We start from the raw sequence: 18,477 nt of genomic DNA on the forward strand, positions 1-18,477 counted from the left end.
CGTTAATGGATCGATGCAACGGAGCTGCAGGCACGGAGACCGGACTTGGACGAAGAGACTTTCGATGATGCTGTAGAAGACGGTTCCGTCACCGCCGCCCAGCGGGTATTCCACGCGCTCTCCAGCGCGCCACGCCGGAAGATCCTTGCCTATCTCTCGGCATCTGGCCTGACCGCCGGCGAGATTGCCGACCGATTCAGCATGTCCAAGCCAGCCGTTTCACAGCATCTTTCCATTCTTGAGACCGCGGGGTTGATCCGGCGAGAGAAGCAGGGCCAGTTCGTCCACTATTCTCTGATCGAGAACAATCTCGTCAATACGCTCAACGGCTTCGTGCAGGAGGTTTGCCCGGTCGGTCGGCCGATCAAGAAGGAAAGCCAGGCGCGCGCCCGCGCGAAACAATTGCCTTAAGCACCGGACAGATCCTGTGTTGGGCGTGAGAAAAGGGTGTTGAGACGTTGAGGCATATCCTCTTCTCCGCCTCGGGGAGAAGAGGAATCGAGAGACTGCAGCTCCGGCCTTAAAGCCCGATCTCTTTCGCCCAGGGCGGATTAGCACCTGCGCGAGAAACGGTGACGGCGGCAGCCTTGGCGCCAAGCGCCAGGGCGTTGCGCAGGGCCTGCTCATCGAGCGAGGCGACCTGCGCCTTGGTCAGCAGGTTGTCCATCTTCAGCGAGGCGAGAACGCCGGCATCGAATGTGTCACCGGCGCCGACGGTATCGACCACAGTGACGCGTTCGCTCGGGACCGTGACCTTGCGCGCGTTGGTGTATCCGGTGGCGCCTTCCGCACCCTTGGTGATGACGACGAGCTTGGCGCCGTGGTTCAGCCAGTGGGCTGCCAGCGCATCATGGTCGCCTTCCAGGCCGAACCATTCGAGGTCCTCGTCGGAGAATTTGACGATGTCGGACTTGGCGGCCATGCGCTTGATGCGGGCCATATGCGCGGCCTTGTCCTTGATGAAGCCGGGGCGGATGTTCGGGTCGAGCGAGATAACGCGTTTCGCGGCTTCGCGGTCGAGCAGGGCCTCGTAGGTTTCGCCGCAGGGGCTCGGGATCAGGCTGATCGCGCCGAAATGCAGGGCCTCGCAATCATCGCCAAGGGTTGGCAGATCATCCGTGGTGATCATGCGGCCGGCCGTGCCCTCGTCATAGAAGGCATAGGTCGCCTGACCGTTGACGAGCTTGACGAAGGCGATCGTCGACGGGCGTGGCGTGATGGCGCAGGGGCTGTAATCGACGTTGCTCGCCTTCAGCGTATCGAGCAGGATTTCGCCCATCATGTCGTCGGCAATGCCGGTGAAGAAAGCCGTCGGGATTCCGAGGCGGCCGAGCGCAATCGCGGTATTGAAGATCGCGCCGCCGGCATAGGGCGCAAAGCCCTTTTCGCCCAGGGTCGTATCCCTCGGCAGCATGTCGATCAGGGCTTCGCCGCAGCACAAAATCATCGAATTCCTCCCAACAGGACTTGCGCGTTTCTCAATCGATTAAGCGAGCTTTTGTCAAAAGGCTAGAGCGAAAGCTCACTTACGCCACCATTCCGCGCCGACCAGGCGAGCGGCGCATCGAGGAAGGCCTCGACTTCATGCAGCGTCTTGTCGTCGAAGAGCTTCTGCTGCCTGGCAATCGCCAGAACCTCGCGCCAGGTGGCGATGTGATGGAACTGGACCTTGCCATTCTCAAAGCGCTGATGCGCCTCCGAGAAGATGCCATAGAAGAAGAGCGCCATGCCGTGATCGACGATGCCGCCGGCGGCACGGATGGCATCGATGAAGGTGAACATGCTGCCGCCGGCCGTCGTCAGATCCTCGATGACGAGAACGCGGGCGCCGTCCTTCATCTCGCCTTCGATCTGGGCGTTGCGGCCGTGGCCTTTCGGCTTCTTGCGGACATAGATCATCGGCAGGCCGAGCCGGTCGGCAAGCAGTGCGGCAAATGGGATGCCCGCGGTCTCGCCGCCCGCGATGCAATCAAACTGTTCGAAACCGGCGTCGCGCAGCAGGGTGCTGGCGGCAAAATCCATCACCGTCGAGCGGACGCGCGGGAAGGAGAGCAATTTGCGGCAGTCGATATAAACAGGGCTCATGATGCCGGAGGCATATTTATAGGGCGTCTCGGCGTTGAAATGCACCGCCTTGATCTCCCAGAGCATCTTGGCCAGCAGCTCCGCCATGACGGCGCGATCGGGGAATGTGGTCTGGATCATGCGGCTTACTCCTTCGGCTGACGTTCCAGCGGCAATAGCAGCAAGAGCGGTCGGTTTCCAGATGGAAGGCGGCCGTCAGCCGAGCAGGCGGGCGATATCCGCAATCTGCATCTTCTTGAAGAGCGCGATCGCCTGCACGCCCTCTTCCTCATCCAGCGAAACGGCGTAGCGGACGGCAGCCGCAAGAAGCTGCATCGTCAGCCGGGCGATGGCCAGAAGCTCCGTCTCGGTCCGCTCCGGCCACAGCTGTTTTAGCACTGAAAACAGCGCCTGCGCGTGAAATTCCATGTCTTCGGCATCGACTTCCTGGAGAAGCTTGTCCGTATGGGTCGCATGCCAGATATCGCGCATGACGGGCTCGCGGCGAAAGAAGGCATAATATTCATCAGCGATGACGCAGAGCGCCGTCCGCAGATTGTCGGCATCCGTCACCTGCGCCAGTTCATCGGCTACACATTGCCGGCCCTGCTCGTTGAAGCGCTCGGCGAGCGTGCGGATGATCGAGGTTTTGTCTGGGAAATACTGATAGAGGGCGCCGAAGGAAAGCTCAGCTTTTTCAACGATCTCGCTCATCTTCAGGGCATCGCTGCCATTCTTTTCGATGAGACCGGAGGCGACCGTCAGGATTTTTTCGAAGCGCTCGCGGCCGCGCTGCTGGCTCGGGATGCGGCGTGGCTGACCGGTCGACTCCTGCTGGCGCCTGCGCCGTGCGATCACTTCTTCTGCCATCTTCCGCTTCCTTCGACTGTTGACAAAGAAAATAAGAGAGTTTATCTCATTTTGCAAATAAGAGAGTTTCTCTTGTTTTAAACCGAGGAGGAGTTTCGATATGCAGAATTCCGAAATCGTTCTGATCGGCGGATCGGGCAAAACCGGTGGCCGCATTGCCGACAGGCTGGAAGAGCTGGGACTTGACGTGCGCAAGGCGTCCCGCTCCACGATACCGGCCTTCGACTGGGAGGATCGCGCGACCTGGCGCAGTGCGCTCACGGGTGCAGCGAGCGCCTATGTCGCCTTCCAGCCGGACCTTTCCGTCTCCTGGGCGGCAGAGGCCATCGAGGCGCTTTCAAAGCTCGCGAGAGAGTGCGGGTTGCAGCATATCGTGCTGCTTTCCGGCCGTGGCGAAGAAGGGGCGCAGCGGAGCGAGGAAGCACTCAAGGCAGCGGGGATCGACACCACGATCCTGCGCGCCTCCTGGTTCTGCCAGAATTTCAGCGAGGGCGCTTTCGTCGAGCCGCTCATTGCCGGCAGGCTGGAGCTTCCGGCTGGCAATATCAAGGAGCCTTTCGTCGATGCCGATGACATTGCCGATGCGGCAGTGGCGGCACTGACCGATATCAGGCATCGCAACAGGATCTACGAGCTGACCGGTCCTCGCGCGCTGAGCTTCCGCGAAGCCGTTGCCGAGATCGCCGCGGCCTCGGGCCGGTCTATCGACTATGAACAAGTATCGATGGCGGATTTTAAAGAGGGTCTCTCCGCTGCGGGAATGCCAGAGCCTGTTATCGCGCTACTGGAAGAACTCTTCGGACAGGTGCTCGATGGGCGCAATTCCGAGGTGATGGGTGGCGTGACAGAGATACTCGGCCGCCCGGCAAGGGATTTCAGCCAATACGCGCGAGAGACCGCGGCAACCGGATTGTGGAGCGCCTGACCATGCAGATCGTTCTCGTCATTTCCCTCATTGCGGCATCGATCGGCAGCGGCCTTGTCGCCGGCATCTTCTTTGCCTTCTCCACCTTCATCATGACCGCCTTTTCGCGCATCCCGGCCGAACAGGGCATTGCTGCGATGAATTCCATCAACGTGACCATCGTCCGCTCGCCCTTCATGCTACTCTTCGTGCCGACGGCGTTCCTCTGCGTCGTGATCGCAGCGTTGGCCTTCATGAATTGGCGCGGCGGCGCCTCTTCGATGATGCTCGCCGGCGCGGCACTCTACGTCATCGCGTCCTTCCTCTCGACCATCGTCTTCAACGTGCCGATGAATGATGCGCTGACGAAAATGAGCGGCAACGGCCCTGAAGCGGTGCAGCTCTGGACGACCTATCTCAGGGACTGGACCTGGTGGAACCATGTGCGCACCATCGCCTCGCTGCTAGCCTCGGTCGCGTTCGTCCGTGCGCTGATGCTGATCTGAAAAGGGCGGAGGGAATGCCCTCCGCCCTTCCTTTGTGTTCACGCAATTGCGGACGCAGAACCGCTGCGCACTTTTGCCGGAATTGCTCTAATCCTGCTGGCAGAAGGTGATGCGGTTGTTGAAGGGGTCGATGACGCCCATTTCGAGGCCCCAGGGCGCTTCCTCGATGCCCGGGTTCATATAGCGGTAGTTCTTGGCGGCGAGTTCGGCCTGATAGGCGCTGATATCCTTCACCCGCACGAAGGCTCGGGCGCCGGGGCTGGCATCGCCGGAATGCTCGCTCAGATGTAATTGCATGCTTTCACGCGAGACCTGGCAATAAAGCGGGGAGTTCTCGCCGAAACGGTGCTCCCAATCGAGCGTGAAGCCCAGGAAGCCGCAATAAAATTCCATGGCTTTTTCGACCGAGAAGATGCGGAAGATCGGCACCGGTGGCTCGATGCCTACAGCCGATTTTACGCCTTCGGTGTCATCCAGTTTTGCGGAGAGAATATTCCACTGGTCGAAGCCGAATTGTCTGGCGACAATCTCCAGGGTTTCGCTATGGGTGAGGGAAATATCGCGGTCGGCAAGCGCCTGACGCAGGGTTTTTGCCATAAGCTTGGCATCGCGAAAATCGCGCATGGTTCATCCTTCTCCGTTGGCGGCAAACAGGAAGATCAGTGCCCACGTCTGCTGACCCGTTCGCCATCGATTGCCAAGAGCAAGGATGTGAAACTGGATTTGGATGCCTTCACCATAATGCTTGCGCATCGCGGGGCGGCTGGCTACATCCGGCCGGCTGTGAGCTTACGAAAGGTCGGGAGAAGGATCAAGAGGCCGATCGCGCATCCCCTGACGGTACCGAATGCAGGTGACTGGCGAGTTCGACACGATTGCGGCCGGCGCGTTTTGCGACATAGAGCGCCTTGTCCGCCTCCCCCAGCATGGCATCGAAATCCAGCGGCTTGGAGCGACCAGGTGCAACACCGACACTGACGGTGCATTTCAGCACCTCATCGTCGATATAGATATCGCGCTCCTCGAAAGCCTTGCGGATGCGCTCGGCGGCAAGCTCGGCGCGGCCGGGCATGATTTCCTTCAGCACCAGCGCGAATTCCTCACCGCCGAGGCGGGCGGCCGTATCGCCGCTACGGCAATTGGCCGAGAGTTCGCCGGCAAAGACCTTCAGGACATGATCACCGGCCGCATGGCCATAGCGGTCGTTGACCGATTTGAAATGATCGATGTCGAAGACGATGACGGCGGTCGAAACGCCCATGGTGCGGACGCCATATTGATCGAACAGAGCGCGGCGGTTCAGCAAGCCGGTCAGCGGATCGGTGATCGCATCCATGCGGTGACGGGCGGCAAGCCGCCATTGATGCAGCGCCAGCGACAGGGCGCCGATGCCGGTCATGCCGGCAATGCATATGGCAAGGCTCAGGTCTTCCGCCCAATTGCTGGGTGCGGCCCCGAGCACCAGCTTGCCATCCCAGATCAACACGGCGGCACAGAGAACGAAGGAAATCGCCGTCAATGTATAGAGGGCGGTAATGCCTGATATAGGCGCAGGTGCTTCGGCGCGGTCGAGCCAATATTGCCAGGCGGTGGTAAAGAGCAGGAAGGCGATGGCGAGATTATCGGCCATGAAGGCCAGACCATCCAGCCCGGCGATCATCGGCGGAACGGATATGGCCATAGCGACAAGTGCACGGACGACGATGCCTGATATTGGGAGCCTGCCGGTGCGGAACTGATAGCCAGCGCCCCAGATGGTCGCGAAACCCGCGTGAAACAGCACGAAATTGCCGGCACCAAGCATGCGCTCGGGCTGTTCTACATAGAAGGCATAGGCAAAAATGCCGGCGACGACGAGAACGAGGCCGAATGCGCCGGTGAGAAGAAAGGTTTCGGCCCGGCGCGCGAGCCAACTTCCCGTGAGCGTCACGGCAAGGCAGCTTGCTGAAACGCCAAGCGCCAGCAGCAATGAATTATAGTCAAGCATCATGCTTTAAATCTCCGCGGCTCTTGCCGCGCCGATAACGTGCTGAAATCTATCTCGTCATTGCTGACGAATGTCTTACGCATTCCGTTAAAAAACATGGATTTCGCAGCCGGGCGTTACAAATTCAACATTCGGCAGCAACTATAAGAAGAATAATATTTAAGCCCGCAACGTCTTTTCTCAGGCTTTGATCTGCCAATGCAGTGCAAACATCGGATCGAAGACGGTAACCGGACCGGCGCCGGTCTCAATCCTGGCGGGGAAGACCACGGGTTCGGCCTGCCGCTCCAGCGTGATACGTTCCTCGTTGGGCGCCAGCCCATACCAGGCCGGGCCATTCAGGGAGGCAAAGGCCTCCAACCTGTCGAGCGCACTATCCTGCTCGAACACATGGGCAAGGCAGCTCATCGTATTGATCGAGGTATAGATCCCCGCGCAGCCGCAGGCGCATTCCTTGAGCGGGTCGACATGGGGCGCTGAATCCGTGCCGAGGAAGAACCTAACATCGCCGCTCGTCGCCGCGGCCCGCAGCGCCAGCCTGTGGTTCTCGCGTTTTGCGACCGGCAGGCAGTAATAATGCGGGCGAATGCCGCCGACGAGGATGGCGTTGCGGTTGATGATCAGGTGATGGGTGGTGATGGATCCCGCGAGATTGGCCTTGGCCGACTTGATGTAGTCGATGCCATCGGCCGTCGTGACATGTTCCATGGTCACCTTCAGCTCCGGCAGGCGCTTGCGCAGTGGGTCGAGCACCGTCTCGATGAAGACGGCTTCACGATCGAAGATATCGACATCAGGTGTCGTCACCTCGCCGTGGACGCAGAGCGGCAGGCCAATCCTGGCCATGCGCTCCAGCACCGGCATGGCCTTTTCCATGTCGCGCACACCACCGTGTGAATTCGTCGTGGCGCCGGCGGGATAGAGTTTCACGGCGGTGATGAGGCCGCTCTTCTTTCCCTCTTCCACGTCATCGGGGCTCGTATTCTCGGTGAGATAGAGCGTCATCAGCGGCTGGAAGCGATGGCCAGCCGGAAGCGCCTTCATGATGCGCTCGCGATAGGCGGTCGCATCTGATGTCGTGACGACGGGTGGCACCAGATTCGGCATGATGATGGCGCGCGCAAAGGTGCTGCTCGTATCCCCGATCACACCTTCCAGCATGGCGCCGTCGCGCAGATGCAGATGCCAGTCGTCAGGACGGCGGATTGTGATCGATTGCATGGGAGCCTCCGAAGCGATGCGGGTTTCGCCTCGATAGCATCAACACCGGTACGGAAACAACTGTTCAGGCCAGCGCGATTTCCAATGTGATGTCTGCAGGCCGGCGATTTTCGAGGATGAGGCGACCGTTCGGCAGGTCGTTGCCATAGACTTTGGCGCTCGCTTCTTCCTCAGTCAGCTTGTAGCCGCGCCAGCGATCCCAGAGGCGCTCTTCCAGCACCTCCATCGGCGGGGCGAGCATGATCGTGTAATCGAAGATACCGTCGAGTTCGGCCCATTTGCCCAGCGTGAAGAGCAGATAGTTGCCCTCGATTATGATGAAGCGGTCCTGAGGATCGATCGGCCGGGCGGAGGCGATGGCAAGCTCGCGCGAACGGTCGAAGACGGGAACGAGGACCTCCTGATCGGCGGGGCGCACGGCTTTGACGATATCGAGGAAGCCGCGTACATCGAAGGTCTCCGGAATGCCCTTGCGGGCCAGCAGACCACGCTCGATGAGAATGGCGTTGTCCATATGGAAGCCATCCATGGGAAGCACCGAGACACTCTCGCCCTTGGCCTTCAGGGCGCTGGCGACATTGTCGGCCATGGTGGATTTGCCGGCGCCGGGCGGCCCGGCGATCGCGATGAGGAAGCGCCTCGTGTTGCCGGCGCGGTTTAGAACCTCGCCGACAATTTCGTCTATTCTTGCATTCATGCAGCGACGGGCTCCGCAGGGACCGCCTTGGCGCCGGTCATGAAGGCGACGGCATCGGACATCGTGTATTCCTTGGGGTTGATGACCGTCAAGCGGCGCCCAAGGCGATGGATATGGATGCGATCCGCCACCTCGAAGACATGCGGCATGTTATGTGAGATGAGCACGATCGGAATGCCGCGGGCGCGCACGTCGAGGATGAGTTCCAGCACTCGGCGGCTTTCCTTGACGCCGAGAGCGGCAGTCGGCTCGTCCATGATGATGACCTTTGAGCCGAAGGCAGCGGCACGGGCAACGGCCACGCCCTGACGCTGGCCGCCGGAGAGCGTTTCCACTGCCTGGTTGATATTCTGGATGGTCATCAGGCCGAGTTCGGAAAGCTTGCTGCGTGCCTGCTTTTCCATCGTCGGACGGTCGAGCATGCGGAACCAGGAGCCGAGCGGACCCGGTTTGCGAATCTCGCGGCCGAGGAACATATTGTCGGCGATCGACAGTGCCGGCGAAAGGGCGAGGTTCTGATAGACGGTTTCGATGCCTGCGTCGCGCGCTTCCATCGGCGATCTGAACTGTACCTGCCGGCCTTCCAGGGTGATCACCCCGTCATCGGGCGTGATTGCGCCCGATATCGCCTTGATGAGCGAGGATTTGCCGGCGCCGTTGTCGCCGATGACGGCAAGGATTTCGCCCGGATAGAGGTCGAAATCGGCGTTATCGAGCGCTGTCACACGTCCATAACGCTTGACGAGGCCGCGGGCGGTGAGAATGGGTTCGCCAGCCATGATCACACCGAAACCTTTCTGATCCACTGATCGATAGCGACAGCGGCAATGATCAGCACGCCTGTCAGCAGGACTTTCCATTGTGGGTCGGCGCCGAGCATGTTGAGCCCCATCGACACGACGCCGACGATCATGGTGCCGAAGAGCGTGCCGAGAATGGAGCCACGGCCGCCGAACAACGAGATGCCGCCGATAACAGTCGCGGTGATTGCCTGGAGGTTATAGTCCGTGACGGCCGAAGACGGAGAAATCGAGCCGTTGCGGCCGATCGAGACCCAGGCGGCGAAGGCAGCGATGACGCCGGATATAGTGTAAACGGTCAGCAGCACCTTCTTGGTCTGGATGCCGGAGAGCTTGGCAGCTTCCGGATCATCGCCGACGGCATAGACATGCCGGCCCCAGGCGGTGTGATTGAGGACATACCAGAGCAGCACGACGAGCAGCACCATGGCGATCACGCCGAGGGTCAGCACTGCGCTGCCAAGCTTGAAGCTTGTGGCGAAGAGATGGAGCAGCGGCGCCTGTTCGTCGACATCGGTATCGCGGATCGTCTCATTGGCGGAATAGATAAAATTCGTCGCCATGACGATATTCCACGTGCCGAGTGTCACGATGAACGGCGGCAGCTTCATGAAGGCGACGAGGAACCCGTTCAGCAATCCGCAGAGGCCACCGACGATGAGGCCGGCGATAACAGCGATCGGTGTCGGGATGCCATAGGTGATGGCCACATTGCCCATGATGACGGCCGAGATGACCATGATGACGCCGATCGACAGATCGATGCCGGCGGTCAGGATGACCAGCGTCTGGCCAGCTCCCAGAATACCGACGATGGCGATCTGCTGCAGGATGAGCGTCAGCGTATAGGACGAGAAGAACCGTCCGCCGATCGCCAATCCGAAGATCACGATCGACAATATCAGCACGATCAGCGGCACGGCGGCCGGTGTCGAGTGCAGAAAATGCTGCGCGCGCTTTATCAGCGAGACACTCTCGTGCTCGAACGAGGCGACGCTCTTGTCGCTTTCGTCGAGGACGCGTTCAAATTCCTGTGCTCCGGTCATTGTTCCTCCTCCGCAGCCGCGCGCCGAACTCACGCGAAAGCCGTCGCCGATCGTTTTCCGGTCTTTGTTCAGCCGGTTTGTCGGGCGACGGCATATGGTCCGCCCAAAACGGCCGGGGATCAAGCCCCGGCCACTCTGCACTTATTCAGGCAGGGCTTAGCCCCAGCACTTATCAGTGCCTTCCTTCGTGTCGATCGACTTGACGCCGGAGACCGGCTTGTCGGTGACGAGGGAGACGCCGGTGTCGAAGAAGGACTTGCCTTCAGTCGGCTTCGGCTTTTCACCGCTGTCGGCGAACTTCTTGATCGCCTCGATGCCGAGCGACGCCATCAGCAGCGGATATTGCTGCGAGGTGGCGCCGATGACGCCTTCCTTGACCGACTTGACACCCGGGCAACCGCCGTCGACCGATACGATCAGCACGTTCTTTTCCATACCGACGGCCTTCAGTGCCTGATAGGCACCGACTGCAGCCGGTTCGTTGATCGTGTGGATGACGTTGATGCCAGGATCCTTCTGCAGAAGGTTTTCCATGGCCTTGCGGCCGCCTTCCTCGTTGCCGTTCGTCACGTCATGGCCGACGATGCGCTTGTCATCTTCATCGCCGATCTTGTTCGGGTTCTTCGGGTCGATGCCGAAGCCGATCATGAAGCCCTGGTCGCGCAGAACGTCGACCGTCGGCTGCGACGGCGTCAGGTCGAGGAAGCCGACCTTGGCGTCCTTGGCCTTGTCGCCGAGCGTTTCCTTGGCCCACTGGCCGATCAGCTTGCCGGCGAGCAGGTTGTCGGTGGCGAAGGTGGCGTCGGCGGCATCGGCCGGCTCGAGCGGCGTGTCGAGCGCGATGACCAGCAGACCTGCATCACGCGCTTTCTTAACCGAAGAGACGATGCCCTTGGTGTCGGAAGCGGTGAGCAGGATGCCCTTTGCGCCGTCAGCAATGCAGCTTTCGATCGCCGCGACCTGGCTTTCGCTGTCGCCATCGATCTTGCCGGCATAGGACTTCAGCGAAACGCCGAGTTCCTTGGCCTTGGCCGTAGCACCTTCCTTCATCTTGACGAAGAAGGGGTTGGTGTCGGTCTTGGTGATCAGGCATGCAGAAACATCTGCCGCCATCGCCGGAGCGGAAAAGGCGACGCCGAGCGCGAGAGCGCCGAAAGCGAGAACTGATTTCTTCATGAACTCCTCCCAGAGATTAGCCGGCCCGCCCCCAAGGCGGTGCCGGAATTCATGCACGGCGAGACTTGCGGAATGTGACATCAGCCCCCTCCAAAAGCCGTCCCGTGCCCTTGACGCTGGTAATTAAGAGCGAAAGAAAACTGCTTGTCAATAAATAAATCCAATTGAATTATTAATTCGATGTGGCATGCTGGCGGGAAATCGGGCATAGGCCGTTAATCGGGAGGAGTGGCCAATGTCGTCCTTGGATGGTCCGGATTCCATGCCGGCCCCACCGCCAATTCTGAATCCGTCCGGAGGCGCGAACCAGATCAGGGTGCGCGCCTATAACGAACGGCTCGTGCTGTCGCTGGTGCGCCTCTACGGTGCCCTGTCGAAGGCCGATATCGCACGTCGTAGCGGGCTGTCTGCCCAGACCGTCTCCGTCATCATGCGGGTGCTGGAGAAGGAAGGGCTGCTTTCGCGTGGCGAGCCCATCCGCGGTCGCGTCGGCCAGCCATCCATACCCATGCGGCTCAATCCGGATGCCGTCTATTCCTTCGGCGTGAAGATCGGCCGGCGGAGCGCCGACCTCGTATTGATGGATTTCGTCGGCAGAATTCGGCTGCAGCTGCACAGAATCTATGCCTATCCCCTGCCCGACGAGATCCTGTCTTTCGTCACCCACGGGATCAAGGAGCTGGAAGGCAAGCTGGACGAGCGCGAGCGCAGCCGCATCGCCGGCCTCGGCATCGCGGCCCCCTTCGAGCTCTGGAACTGGGCCGATGAGGTGGGCGCACCCGAGGGCGCGATGGAGGTCTGGCGCGATTTCGACCTGCAGTCGGAAATCGCCACGCAGGTATCCTATCAGGTCTTCCTGCAGAACGACGCGACCAGCGCCTGCGGTGCAGAACTGGTGTTCGGCATCGGTCCGTCCTATCCGGATTTCGTCTATTTCTTCATCGGCTCCTTCATCGGTGGCGGGATCGTTCTGAATTCGTCGATTTTTTCCGGCAAGACGGGAACGGCAGGAGCCATCGGTCCGCTGCCTGTGCGTGGCAAGAACGGCGAGACACTGCAGCTTCTGGAGATCGCCTCGATCTTCGTGTTGGAAAATATGCTGCGCGAGCGGGGCATCGACCCGCAGCCGCTCTGGTATTCGGCCGACGACTGGATAGATTTCGGCGAGCCGATGGAGGCCTGGATCCAGGATACGGCCAAGGCGCTGGCACAGGCGATCGTGGCCGCGGCCTCGATCATCGACTTCAGTGCCGCCGTCATCGATGGCGGCTTTCCCGATTGGGTGCGCCGGCGCATCGTGCATGCGACGATCTACGAAGCTGAAAAGCTCGACCTGCAGGGGGTCGTCATGCCCGATATCGTCGAAGGCGTGGTCGGCGCACAGGCGCGCGCCATCGGCGGCGCCAGCCTGCCGATCTTTGCGCGTTATCTCACCGACCAGAATGTGCTTTTCAAGGAGATCGACAATGCTGAAAGGGCTTGACCCGCTGCTGAGCCCGGACCTGCTCGCGACGTTGCGCGGCATGGGCCATGGCGATGAAATCACCATCGTCGACGGCAACTATCCGGGTATCGAGCATGCGCGGAGGCTGATCCGGCTCGACGGGCACCATCTCATCCCGGTTCTTGATGCCGTTTTGAGCGTGCTGCCGATCGACGACTTTGTGGACGAAGCGATCTTCCGCTCGACCGTGAAGGCCGAACGCGACAAGCTCGATCCGGTGCACGAGGAAATGATCGCCTGTTGCGCCAAGCACGAGCCGGATCGCGAGGTCATTCCACTCGTCGGGCAGGATTTCTATGGCCGCGTGCGGGCGGCCCATGCTGTCATCCAGACCAGTGAACCGCGGCTCTATGCCAATATCATCCTGCGCAAGGGCGTAATCTATCCCTCGGCTGATGACGACCCCGTCAAGGCCGAAGTCGATCCCTTCGTCTATTGAGGTCTGCCGCAGAGCAATTCCAGACACAAAACCGCTGCGCGCTTTTGCTGGAATTGCTCTAGATCTCGCCGGCCGACGGCCCCCAGACATCCGTCAGCGCAAAACCGAGGGGATGCGGATCGAAGGGGTCGAGTGCGACCTGCGACAGGCCGAAGGTGAAGCCGCGGCCGGTGATCGTCGGGATGACAGCCGATTTGCCGGCCACTTCCGTCACCGCCTGCAGACCGACCTCGAATTCCGAACCGATGATCGACTTCGACTTGAAGACATCGCCGACCTTGGCCTTTCCGCGGGCGTATAGGGTCGCCAGATTGGCCGAATTGCCTGTGCCGCAGGGCGAACGGTCGGCGCGGCCCGGCCACATGGTGGTGCAGGTGCGCACCGTGCCATCAGCCTCGATATCGCGGAACATGACATAGGCGACGCCCGAGATTGCCGGGATTTCCGGATGCACAACGTGGATATTGCGATTGATGAGCTCTTTGAGGATCATGCCGGCCTGCACCAGTGCTGCGGCATTGGCCTTCTCGATCGTCAGGTTGATCTGGCCGACATCGACCAGCGCATAGAAGATGCCGCCATAGCAGATGTCGGCCTTGATCTTTCCCCAATGCGGGGTGTCGATCTCGACATCAAGCTCGTGGACGAAGGACGGCACCATGGTGAGTTTAACCTTCTCGCAGCGACCGTCGCGGCAAGTGGCCGTCGCCTTCACCAGACCGGCTGCGGTTTCCAGCGTGACGATGGTTTCCGGCTCCTTCATCTCGACGATGCCGGATTCCAGGAGAGCGGTGGTCACGCAGATGGAGTTCGAGCCGGAGCTCGCATGCGCCTGGTCTGGCTGCAGGATAATAAAGGCAGCGTCAGCATCGGGATGCTTTGGCGGCAGCAACAGGTTGACGGAGCCGATCGGTGCGCCGCGCGGCTCGAGGCAGAGGAAGCGACGAAGCTCCTGCCCCTTGGGGTCGGTGTTCAGCCAGTGAAGCTGGGCGGCGACCGTCTCGCCCGGAATTTTCGGCACGCCACCGATGGCGACCTTGCCGATCTCACCTTCGGCGTGAACATCCAGAAGCTGGATCGTGCGCTTCCATCTCATCTTTCAAACTCCAAATCAGACGTGACGCGCGATGCCGCCATCGACGCGGATATTTTTGCGGGTGACGAAGGTTCCGGCCATGACCAGCCCTAGTACCTGTTGATGCGGAATGGCTTGATATCAACTGATGTTTTGACACCTGCCACCATATCCGCGATCAGCCGCGCTGTCGTTGCCGAATAGGTCAGGCCGAGATGGCCGTGGCCGGTGGCATAGAAGACGCCAGGCATTTTCGATGAGGGCGAGATGATTGGGATCGTATCCGGCAGCGCCGGGCGGTGCCCCATCCATTCGCTGGTGTCCTGAACCTTGAGATCGGGCAGGATGCGCTGCGCATGGCGCACGAGCACGCGCGGACGACGGAAATCGGGCGCGGCCGTCAGTCCGGCGAGCTCGACATTGCCGCCGACACGGATGCCGCCCGCCGTCGGCGTGACCATGAAGGCGCGATGCGGCCAGATGACCGAATAGCGCATGGAAATACCGGGTTGCATGATTTGCGTATGATAGCCGCGCTCGGTTTCGAGCGGGATCGGCTCGCCGAGGCTTTCTGCCAGGAAGCGCGTGTGGACGCCGGCTGCGAGGATAACCTTATCGGCTTCGATACGGATGCCATTGTCGAGAAGGACAACGGTCTTGCCGTCAGCCTTGCGCTCCACGCCCTTTGCCTGACCTGAGACGAAGGTGGCGCCGGCAGCATTGGCGGCATCGGCAAGCTTGACGACGAGCTTATAGGGATCGCGGATCGACTTGTTGTCCGGCATCAGCACGGCTTTGGCGACTTTCGGCGACAGCGTCGGCTCGTAATACTGGATCGCGCCGTTGCTCAGCACTTCGAAATCGAGGCCGTAACGCCGCATCAGCTCGAGATGGCCGCGATCGGCATCGAATTCGGCTTCCGTCTCGTAGATCGCCAGGCAGCCTTCGTCGGTCATCAGCTCAGGCGCCCCGATGGCGTCGAGCATGGTGCTGATATCGCCGAGCGCGATCCTGGAGAGGCTCATACCCGCATCCTCGATCTCCCTCAGGCGCGAGGGACGACCGGCGGCGAGGAAGCGCAGGAACCAGGGCAGGATTTTCGGCGCATAGCCTGGGCGCAGCCAGACCGGACCTTCCGGATCGATCAGCCAGCGCGGCAGCTTCTTCCAGGTCGACGGACCGGAACCGGCTGCAAAGTCGAGCGCGATGCTCGCCATATTGCCGTAGGAGGTTCCCCTGCCCGGCTCACCCTTGTCGATCAGCGTTACTTGAAAGCCGCGCCGCTGCAGCTCGAAAGCAATCGAAGCGCCGATCACACCGGCGCCGACGACGGCTACCGTCTTATTCGTTTCATTCGCCATGTCTTGTCCACCGCACGGCAGAGTCGATGCCGTTGGAGATGTGATATATCACAACGAAGCGAATGCCTATGATTTTTTACTGAGCATCTTCCGGCAGTCCGGCGCCGACGCTATCGCCCACGGAACCCACGGTATTGTTCATTGACTGGCCGAGACGGCGCACCTGGTCGTCATAGTTGCGGCGGGTGCGGGGATCGAAAATGGCGATTGGCGTGCTAACAGCAAGGCTGACCGCGCTGCCGGCGGTCTGGGCCGCGCCGATCGCGACAGCACCGACCGCCTCGCCAAGGCCGACCTCGGAATCGGTGATGGTCTGGCCGGCGATCAGCCGGTCACCGATGAGTTTCACCACTTCGGGGCTTTCGGCGAACTTGCCATGGTTCAGGCGATCGCCGGTCTTCAGCTTGGTAAGGTCAAGCACGGTGATACCAGCCGCTTCCAGCTTGCTGCGATAGGGTTCGGCGGAAGGATCGATCTGGCCGAGGCGATCGACATTGCCGGAGATGCGGCGCGAAAGCGCCAGCGCCCGGTCATCCTGGGAGACGAAAATGGTGAAATGCGGCTTGTCCTTGCCGAGGCTCATAAACTGGCGGCCGAACACGTCGACATCGAGATCCGGTGAGGCAAGGATCACGTTGTTGATCTTAGAGGCAACGTGGCCGTCGCGGATCGCCATCTGGCGCAGGGCCTCAACCGTCAGCCACGTGCCCATGGAGTGGGCCATGACGGTGATGTCGCCAACGGCCGGATTGTTGGCCGTGCGCCGCAGCAGCTCTTCCAGCGCATCGCGCGAATAGTTGGTGCTTTCCTTGTCGTAGTTGTAATCGAAGATGCTGGCGCGCGACGGCCAGGTGAAAACGACGGGCGCAACGTCGGCATGCGAATCGTGGACGATCTGCGCGAAACGATAGACCGCGTCCTCGTAGCGGTTGTTGAAGCCATGAACGAAGATGAGGACGCGCTTGCTCCCAGGCATATGCGTCTTCAGCCAGTTCTCACCAGCCTTCTCGCCATCGAGCGGATCAACCGCCACCGTCACGAAATTCTTGAGCGGGTCGGCAGGCAAGCGGGATGGCCACTGCACCTGCCCGACCTTGCGATTGGCTTCAGGCGGAATGGAGATATCGACGGCATTGACCATCAGGCCGGTGCCACGCTCGCCGGAGAAAAGAACGCCGGGATCCTTGTCCGCAGCGCGGGTTGTGGCAACCAGCAGATCGACGCGCGATGTGCCCGGAGGAACCGTGCCGGCCGCCTGCATGACACCGATCGGCCGCCCGCAGGATGCAAGACCAATACACAGGACGAGCAGGCCTGTGAGGGCTTTGCGCGAAACGCCGCATCCGCCGATCATGACTACTCCGCAGGTTCAGGCGTCATCGCGCCAAGCCACCGACATGCGCTTGCCGCGCGCCTCCAGATAGTCCGAGGCCAGCGAGAGAGTCAATTTTACGAAAGTTTGGGATAGGCATGACCCGGAAAAGAAAAGAGCCCGGCGCGGGAGGAGGTGCACCGGGCTCTTGATCCTGACTGACAACTGGGAGGAGGAGTGTTGTCAGTCCGATGAAGGAGCGCTGGGAGGAGGAGTGCGCTGCCTTCGTGATTATTAATACCCAATTCATTTGATGGGGAATAGCGAAAATACCGCAATGCAGCAATGCATTGGATGCAATGCTTGCCTCACTGAGGTCACGTCTGCGCCTCATTTTGCGGCATCTTTGATCAGCTGGTCAAATTATTGGGCAAAATGCTCGCGCATGAAGTCGATATAGGCCTGATCGTCCAAGGCAAAATGTCGGGACCGATGTCGCAGGACGCCCTTCCCGGGCCTGTGCCTCTATCATTCCGGCCACCGGCAAATGCCACCAACGCTGCGCCTTTCTCGATATCGCGCGGGAAATGACGGCGCGGCGCGAAACGAAAACGACTGATTTTATGTTTATCAGGCAGCCTTGAAGAGCTTCTTGCCTTCGGCATCGAGGGCTTTGAATTCCTCGTCCGACAGCGTGATGTTTACGGCCGCGACGTTTTCTTCCAGATGCTTGACCTTGGAGGTGCCGGGAATCGGCAACATGACGGGGCTGCGCTTCAGGACCCAGTCCAGCGCGATCTGGCTCGGGGCGGCATTGTGCTTCTTGGCGATCGTGTCGAGCAGCGAGCCCGGCTTGGCGAGATCGCCGGCCGCCAGCGGATACCAGGGGATGAAGCCGATATTGTGCTTTGCGCAATAGTCGAGCACATCCTCGCTGGTGCGGTCGACGAGGTTGTAGCGGTTCTGGACCGTTGCGACCTTGAAGACCTTGGAAGCGGCTTCGATATCGGAGACCGAGACTTCGCTGAGGCCCGCATGGCGGATCAGGCCGGAATCGAGCAGCGACTTGATGGTGTCGAACTGTTCCTTGGCCGGAACCTTCGGGTCGATGCGGTGAAGCTGCCAGAGATCGATCTGCTCGACGCCGAGGTTGCGCAGGCTCTTGTGCACCTGCTGGATCAGATATTCCGGGCGGCCGAGCGGCAGCCAGATATTCGGACCGTGGCGCGTGAGGCCGCCCTTGGTGGCGACGACGAGGCCTTTCTTATAGGGGTGAAGCGCTTCCTTGATCAGCTGTTCGGAAACGTCAGGACCATAGGAATCGGCCGTATCGATGAAGTTGATGCCGAGTTCCGGCAGGCGTTTTAGTGTGCGGATCGATTCTGCATGATCCTTGGGATCACCCCAGATGCCATCGCCGGTAATGCGCATGGCGCCGAAACCGAGGCGGTTGACCTCCATATCGCCACCAATCTTGAAGGTGCCGGATTTCGCTGCGTTGTAATCAGTCATCGT

Annotated in this window: 19 protein-coding genes; 5 read left to right on the forward strand and 14 right to left on the reverse strand. The window is 60.5% G+C overall.

Features of this window, described 5'->3' with window-relative positions:
• Positions 1-45: 45 nt before the first annotated feature.
• Positions 46-411 carry a metalloregulator ArsR/SmtB family transcription factor gene (locus tag AC1DTN_RS01645; protein WP_477919720.1) on the forward strand — a complete coding sequence of 122 codons (366 nt, stop codon included), beginning with the start codon at positions 46-48 and terminating at the stop codon, positions 409-411.
• Positions 412-520: 109 nt separating this feature from the next.
• Here the strand turns inward: AC1DTN_RS01645 and AC1DTN_RS01650 are convergent, their stop codons facing one another.
• From AC1DTN_RS01650 to AC1DTN_RS01660, 3 genes are all read right to left on the reverse strand, one after another.
• Positions 521-1,447 (reverse strand): carbohydrate kinase family protein, encoded by a 927-nt coding sequence (locus AC1DTN_RS01650; RefSeq protein WP_477919721.1) that lies wholly within the window; start codon positions 1,445-1,447, stop codon positions 521-523.
• Between the two features lie 62 nt (positions 1,448-1,509).
• Positions 1,510-2,205: an orotate phosphoribosyltransferase gene (locus AC1DTN_RS01655; RefSeq protein WP_477919723.1), complete on the reverse strand. Its 696-nt coding sequence runs from the start codon at positions 2,203-2,205 to the stop codon at positions 1,510-1,512.
• Between the two features lie 75 nt (positions 2,206-2,280).
• The gene (locus tag AC1DTN_RS01660) at positions 2,281-2,934 is read right to left on the reverse strand and encodes a TetR/AcrR family transcriptional regulator (RefSeq protein ID WP_477919725.1); all 654 of its coding nucleotides are present in this window, start codon (positions 2,932-2,934) and stop codon (positions 2,281-2,283) included.
• Between the two features lie 100 nt (positions 2,935-3,034).
• On the opposite strand from AC1DTN_RS01660, the gene AC1DTN_RS01665 reads away from it, so the two are divergent.
• Entirely contained in the window at positions 3,035-3,859 is an 825-nt protein-coding gene (locus AC1DTN_RS01665) for an NmrA family NAD(P)-binding protein (protein ID WP_477919726.1), read from the forward strand.
• A gap of 2 nt (positions 3,860-3,861) precedes the next feature.
• The gene (locus AC1DTN_RS01670) at positions 3,862-4,344 is read left to right on the forward strand and encodes an anthrone oxygenase family protein (protein ID WP_007821403.1); all 483 of its coding nucleotides are present in this window, start codon (positions 3,862-3,864) and stop codon (positions 4,342-4,344) included.
• An 87-nt stretch (positions 4,345-4,431) separates the two neighbouring features.
• Here AC1DTN_RS01670 and AC1DTN_RS01675 read toward each other — a convergent pair whose 3' ends face one another.
• The 7 genes from AC1DTN_RS01675 to AC1DTN_RS01705 all read right to left on the reverse strand — a co-directional run bounded on the left by AC1DTN_RS01675 (position 4,432) and on the right by AC1DTN_RS01705 (position 11,271).
• Positions 4,432-4,968 (reverse strand): glyoxalase superfamily protein, encoded by a 537-nt coding sequence (locus AC1DTN_RS01675; RefSeq protein WP_477919727.1) that lies wholly within the window; start codon positions 4,966-4,968, stop codon positions 4,432-4,434.
• 187 nt (positions 4,969-5,155) lie between these two features.
• Positions 5,156-6,334, reverse strand: coding sequence for a GGDEF domain-containing protein (locus AC1DTN_RS01680; RefSeq protein WP_477919728.1), 1,179 nt, complete (start codon positions 6,332-6,334; stop codon positions 5,156-5,158).
• 177 nt (positions 6,335-6,511) lie between these two features.
• Positions 6,512-7,552: a dihydroorotase gene (gene pyrC, locus AC1DTN_RS01685; RefSeq protein WP_477919730.1), complete on the reverse strand. Its 1,041-nt coding sequence runs from the start codon at positions 7,550-7,552 to the stop codon at positions 6,512-6,514.
• Between the two features lie 64 nt (positions 7,553-7,616).
• Positions 7,617-8,249, reverse strand: coding sequence for a nucleoside triphosphate hydrolase (locus tag AC1DTN_RS01690; RefSeq protein WP_113322877.1), 633 nt, complete (start codon positions 8,247-8,249; stop codon positions 7,617-7,619).
• Entirely contained in the window at positions 8,246-9,028 is a 783-nt protein-coding gene (locus AC1DTN_RS01695; protein ID WP_113322876.1) for an ATP-binding cassette domain-containing protein, read from the reverse strand. Before AC1DTN_RS01695 ends, AC1DTN_RS01690 begins: the two co-directional genes overlap by 4 nt.
• 2 nt (positions 9,029-9,030) lie before the next feature.
• Complete coding sequence (locus AC1DTN_RS01700) at positions 9,031-10,095, reverse strand: ABC transporter permease (protein WP_113322875.1); 1,065 nt, start codon at positions 10,093-10,095, stop codon at positions 9,031-9,033.
• 156 nt (positions 10,096-10,251) lie between these two features.
• Positions 10,252-11,271, reverse strand: coding sequence for a sugar ABC transporter substrate-binding protein (locus tag AC1DTN_RS01705; protein WP_037071865.1), 1,020 nt, complete (start codon positions 11,269-11,271; stop codon positions 10,252-10,254).
• Between the two features lie 235 nt (positions 11,272-11,506).
• On the opposite strand from AC1DTN_RS01705, the gene AC1DTN_RS01710 reads away from it, so the two are divergent.
• Complete coding sequence (locus AC1DTN_RS01710) at positions 11,507-12,754, forward strand: ROK family transcriptional regulator (RefSeq protein WP_477819043.1); 1,248 nt, start codon at positions 11,507-11,509, stop codon at positions 12,752-12,754.
• Positions 12,738-13,214, forward strand: coding sequence for an RbsD/FucU family protein (locus tag AC1DTN_RS01715; protein ID WP_477919732.1), 477 nt, complete (start codon positions 12,738-12,740; stop codon positions 13,212-13,214). Before AC1DTN_RS01710 ends, AC1DTN_RS01715 begins: the two co-directional genes overlap by 17 nt.
• A gap of 58 nt (positions 13,215-13,272) precedes the next feature.
• Here AC1DTN_RS01715 and AC1DTN_RS01720 read toward each other — a convergent pair whose 3' ends face one another.
• The 4 genes from AC1DTN_RS01720 to AC1DTN_RS01735 form a co-directional block, all read right to left on the reverse strand.
• Entirely contained in the window at positions 13,273-14,310 is a 1,038-nt protein-coding gene (locus AC1DTN_RS01720; RefSeq protein ID WP_113322872.1) for a 4-hydroxyproline epimerase, read from the reverse strand.
• 89 nt (positions 14,311-14,399) lie between these two features.
• A complete protein-coding gene (locus tag AC1DTN_RS01725) occupies positions 14,400-15,650 on the reverse strand; it encodes an NAD(P)/FAD-dependent oxidoreductase (RefSeq protein ID WP_477919734.1) in 1,251 nt (416 codons plus the stop codon).
• Between the two features lie 76 nt (positions 15,651-15,726).
• Positions 15,727-17,004 (reverse strand): alpha/beta hydrolase, encoded by a 1,278-nt coding sequence (locus AC1DTN_RS01730; protein ID WP_477919736.1) that lies wholly within the window; start codon positions 17,002-17,004, stop codon positions 15,727-15,729.
• A 588-nt stretch (positions 17,005-17,592) separates the two neighbouring features.
• Positions 17,593-18,474, reverse strand: a complete 882-nt coding sequence (locus AC1DTN_RS01735) for an aldo/keto reductase (protein WP_113322868.1) — start codon at positions 18,472-18,474, stop codon at positions 17,593-17,595.
• Positions 18,475-18,477: the final 3 nt, after the last annotated feature.

This window comes from Rhizobium sp. 01T444 (genome assembly GCF_056398305.1).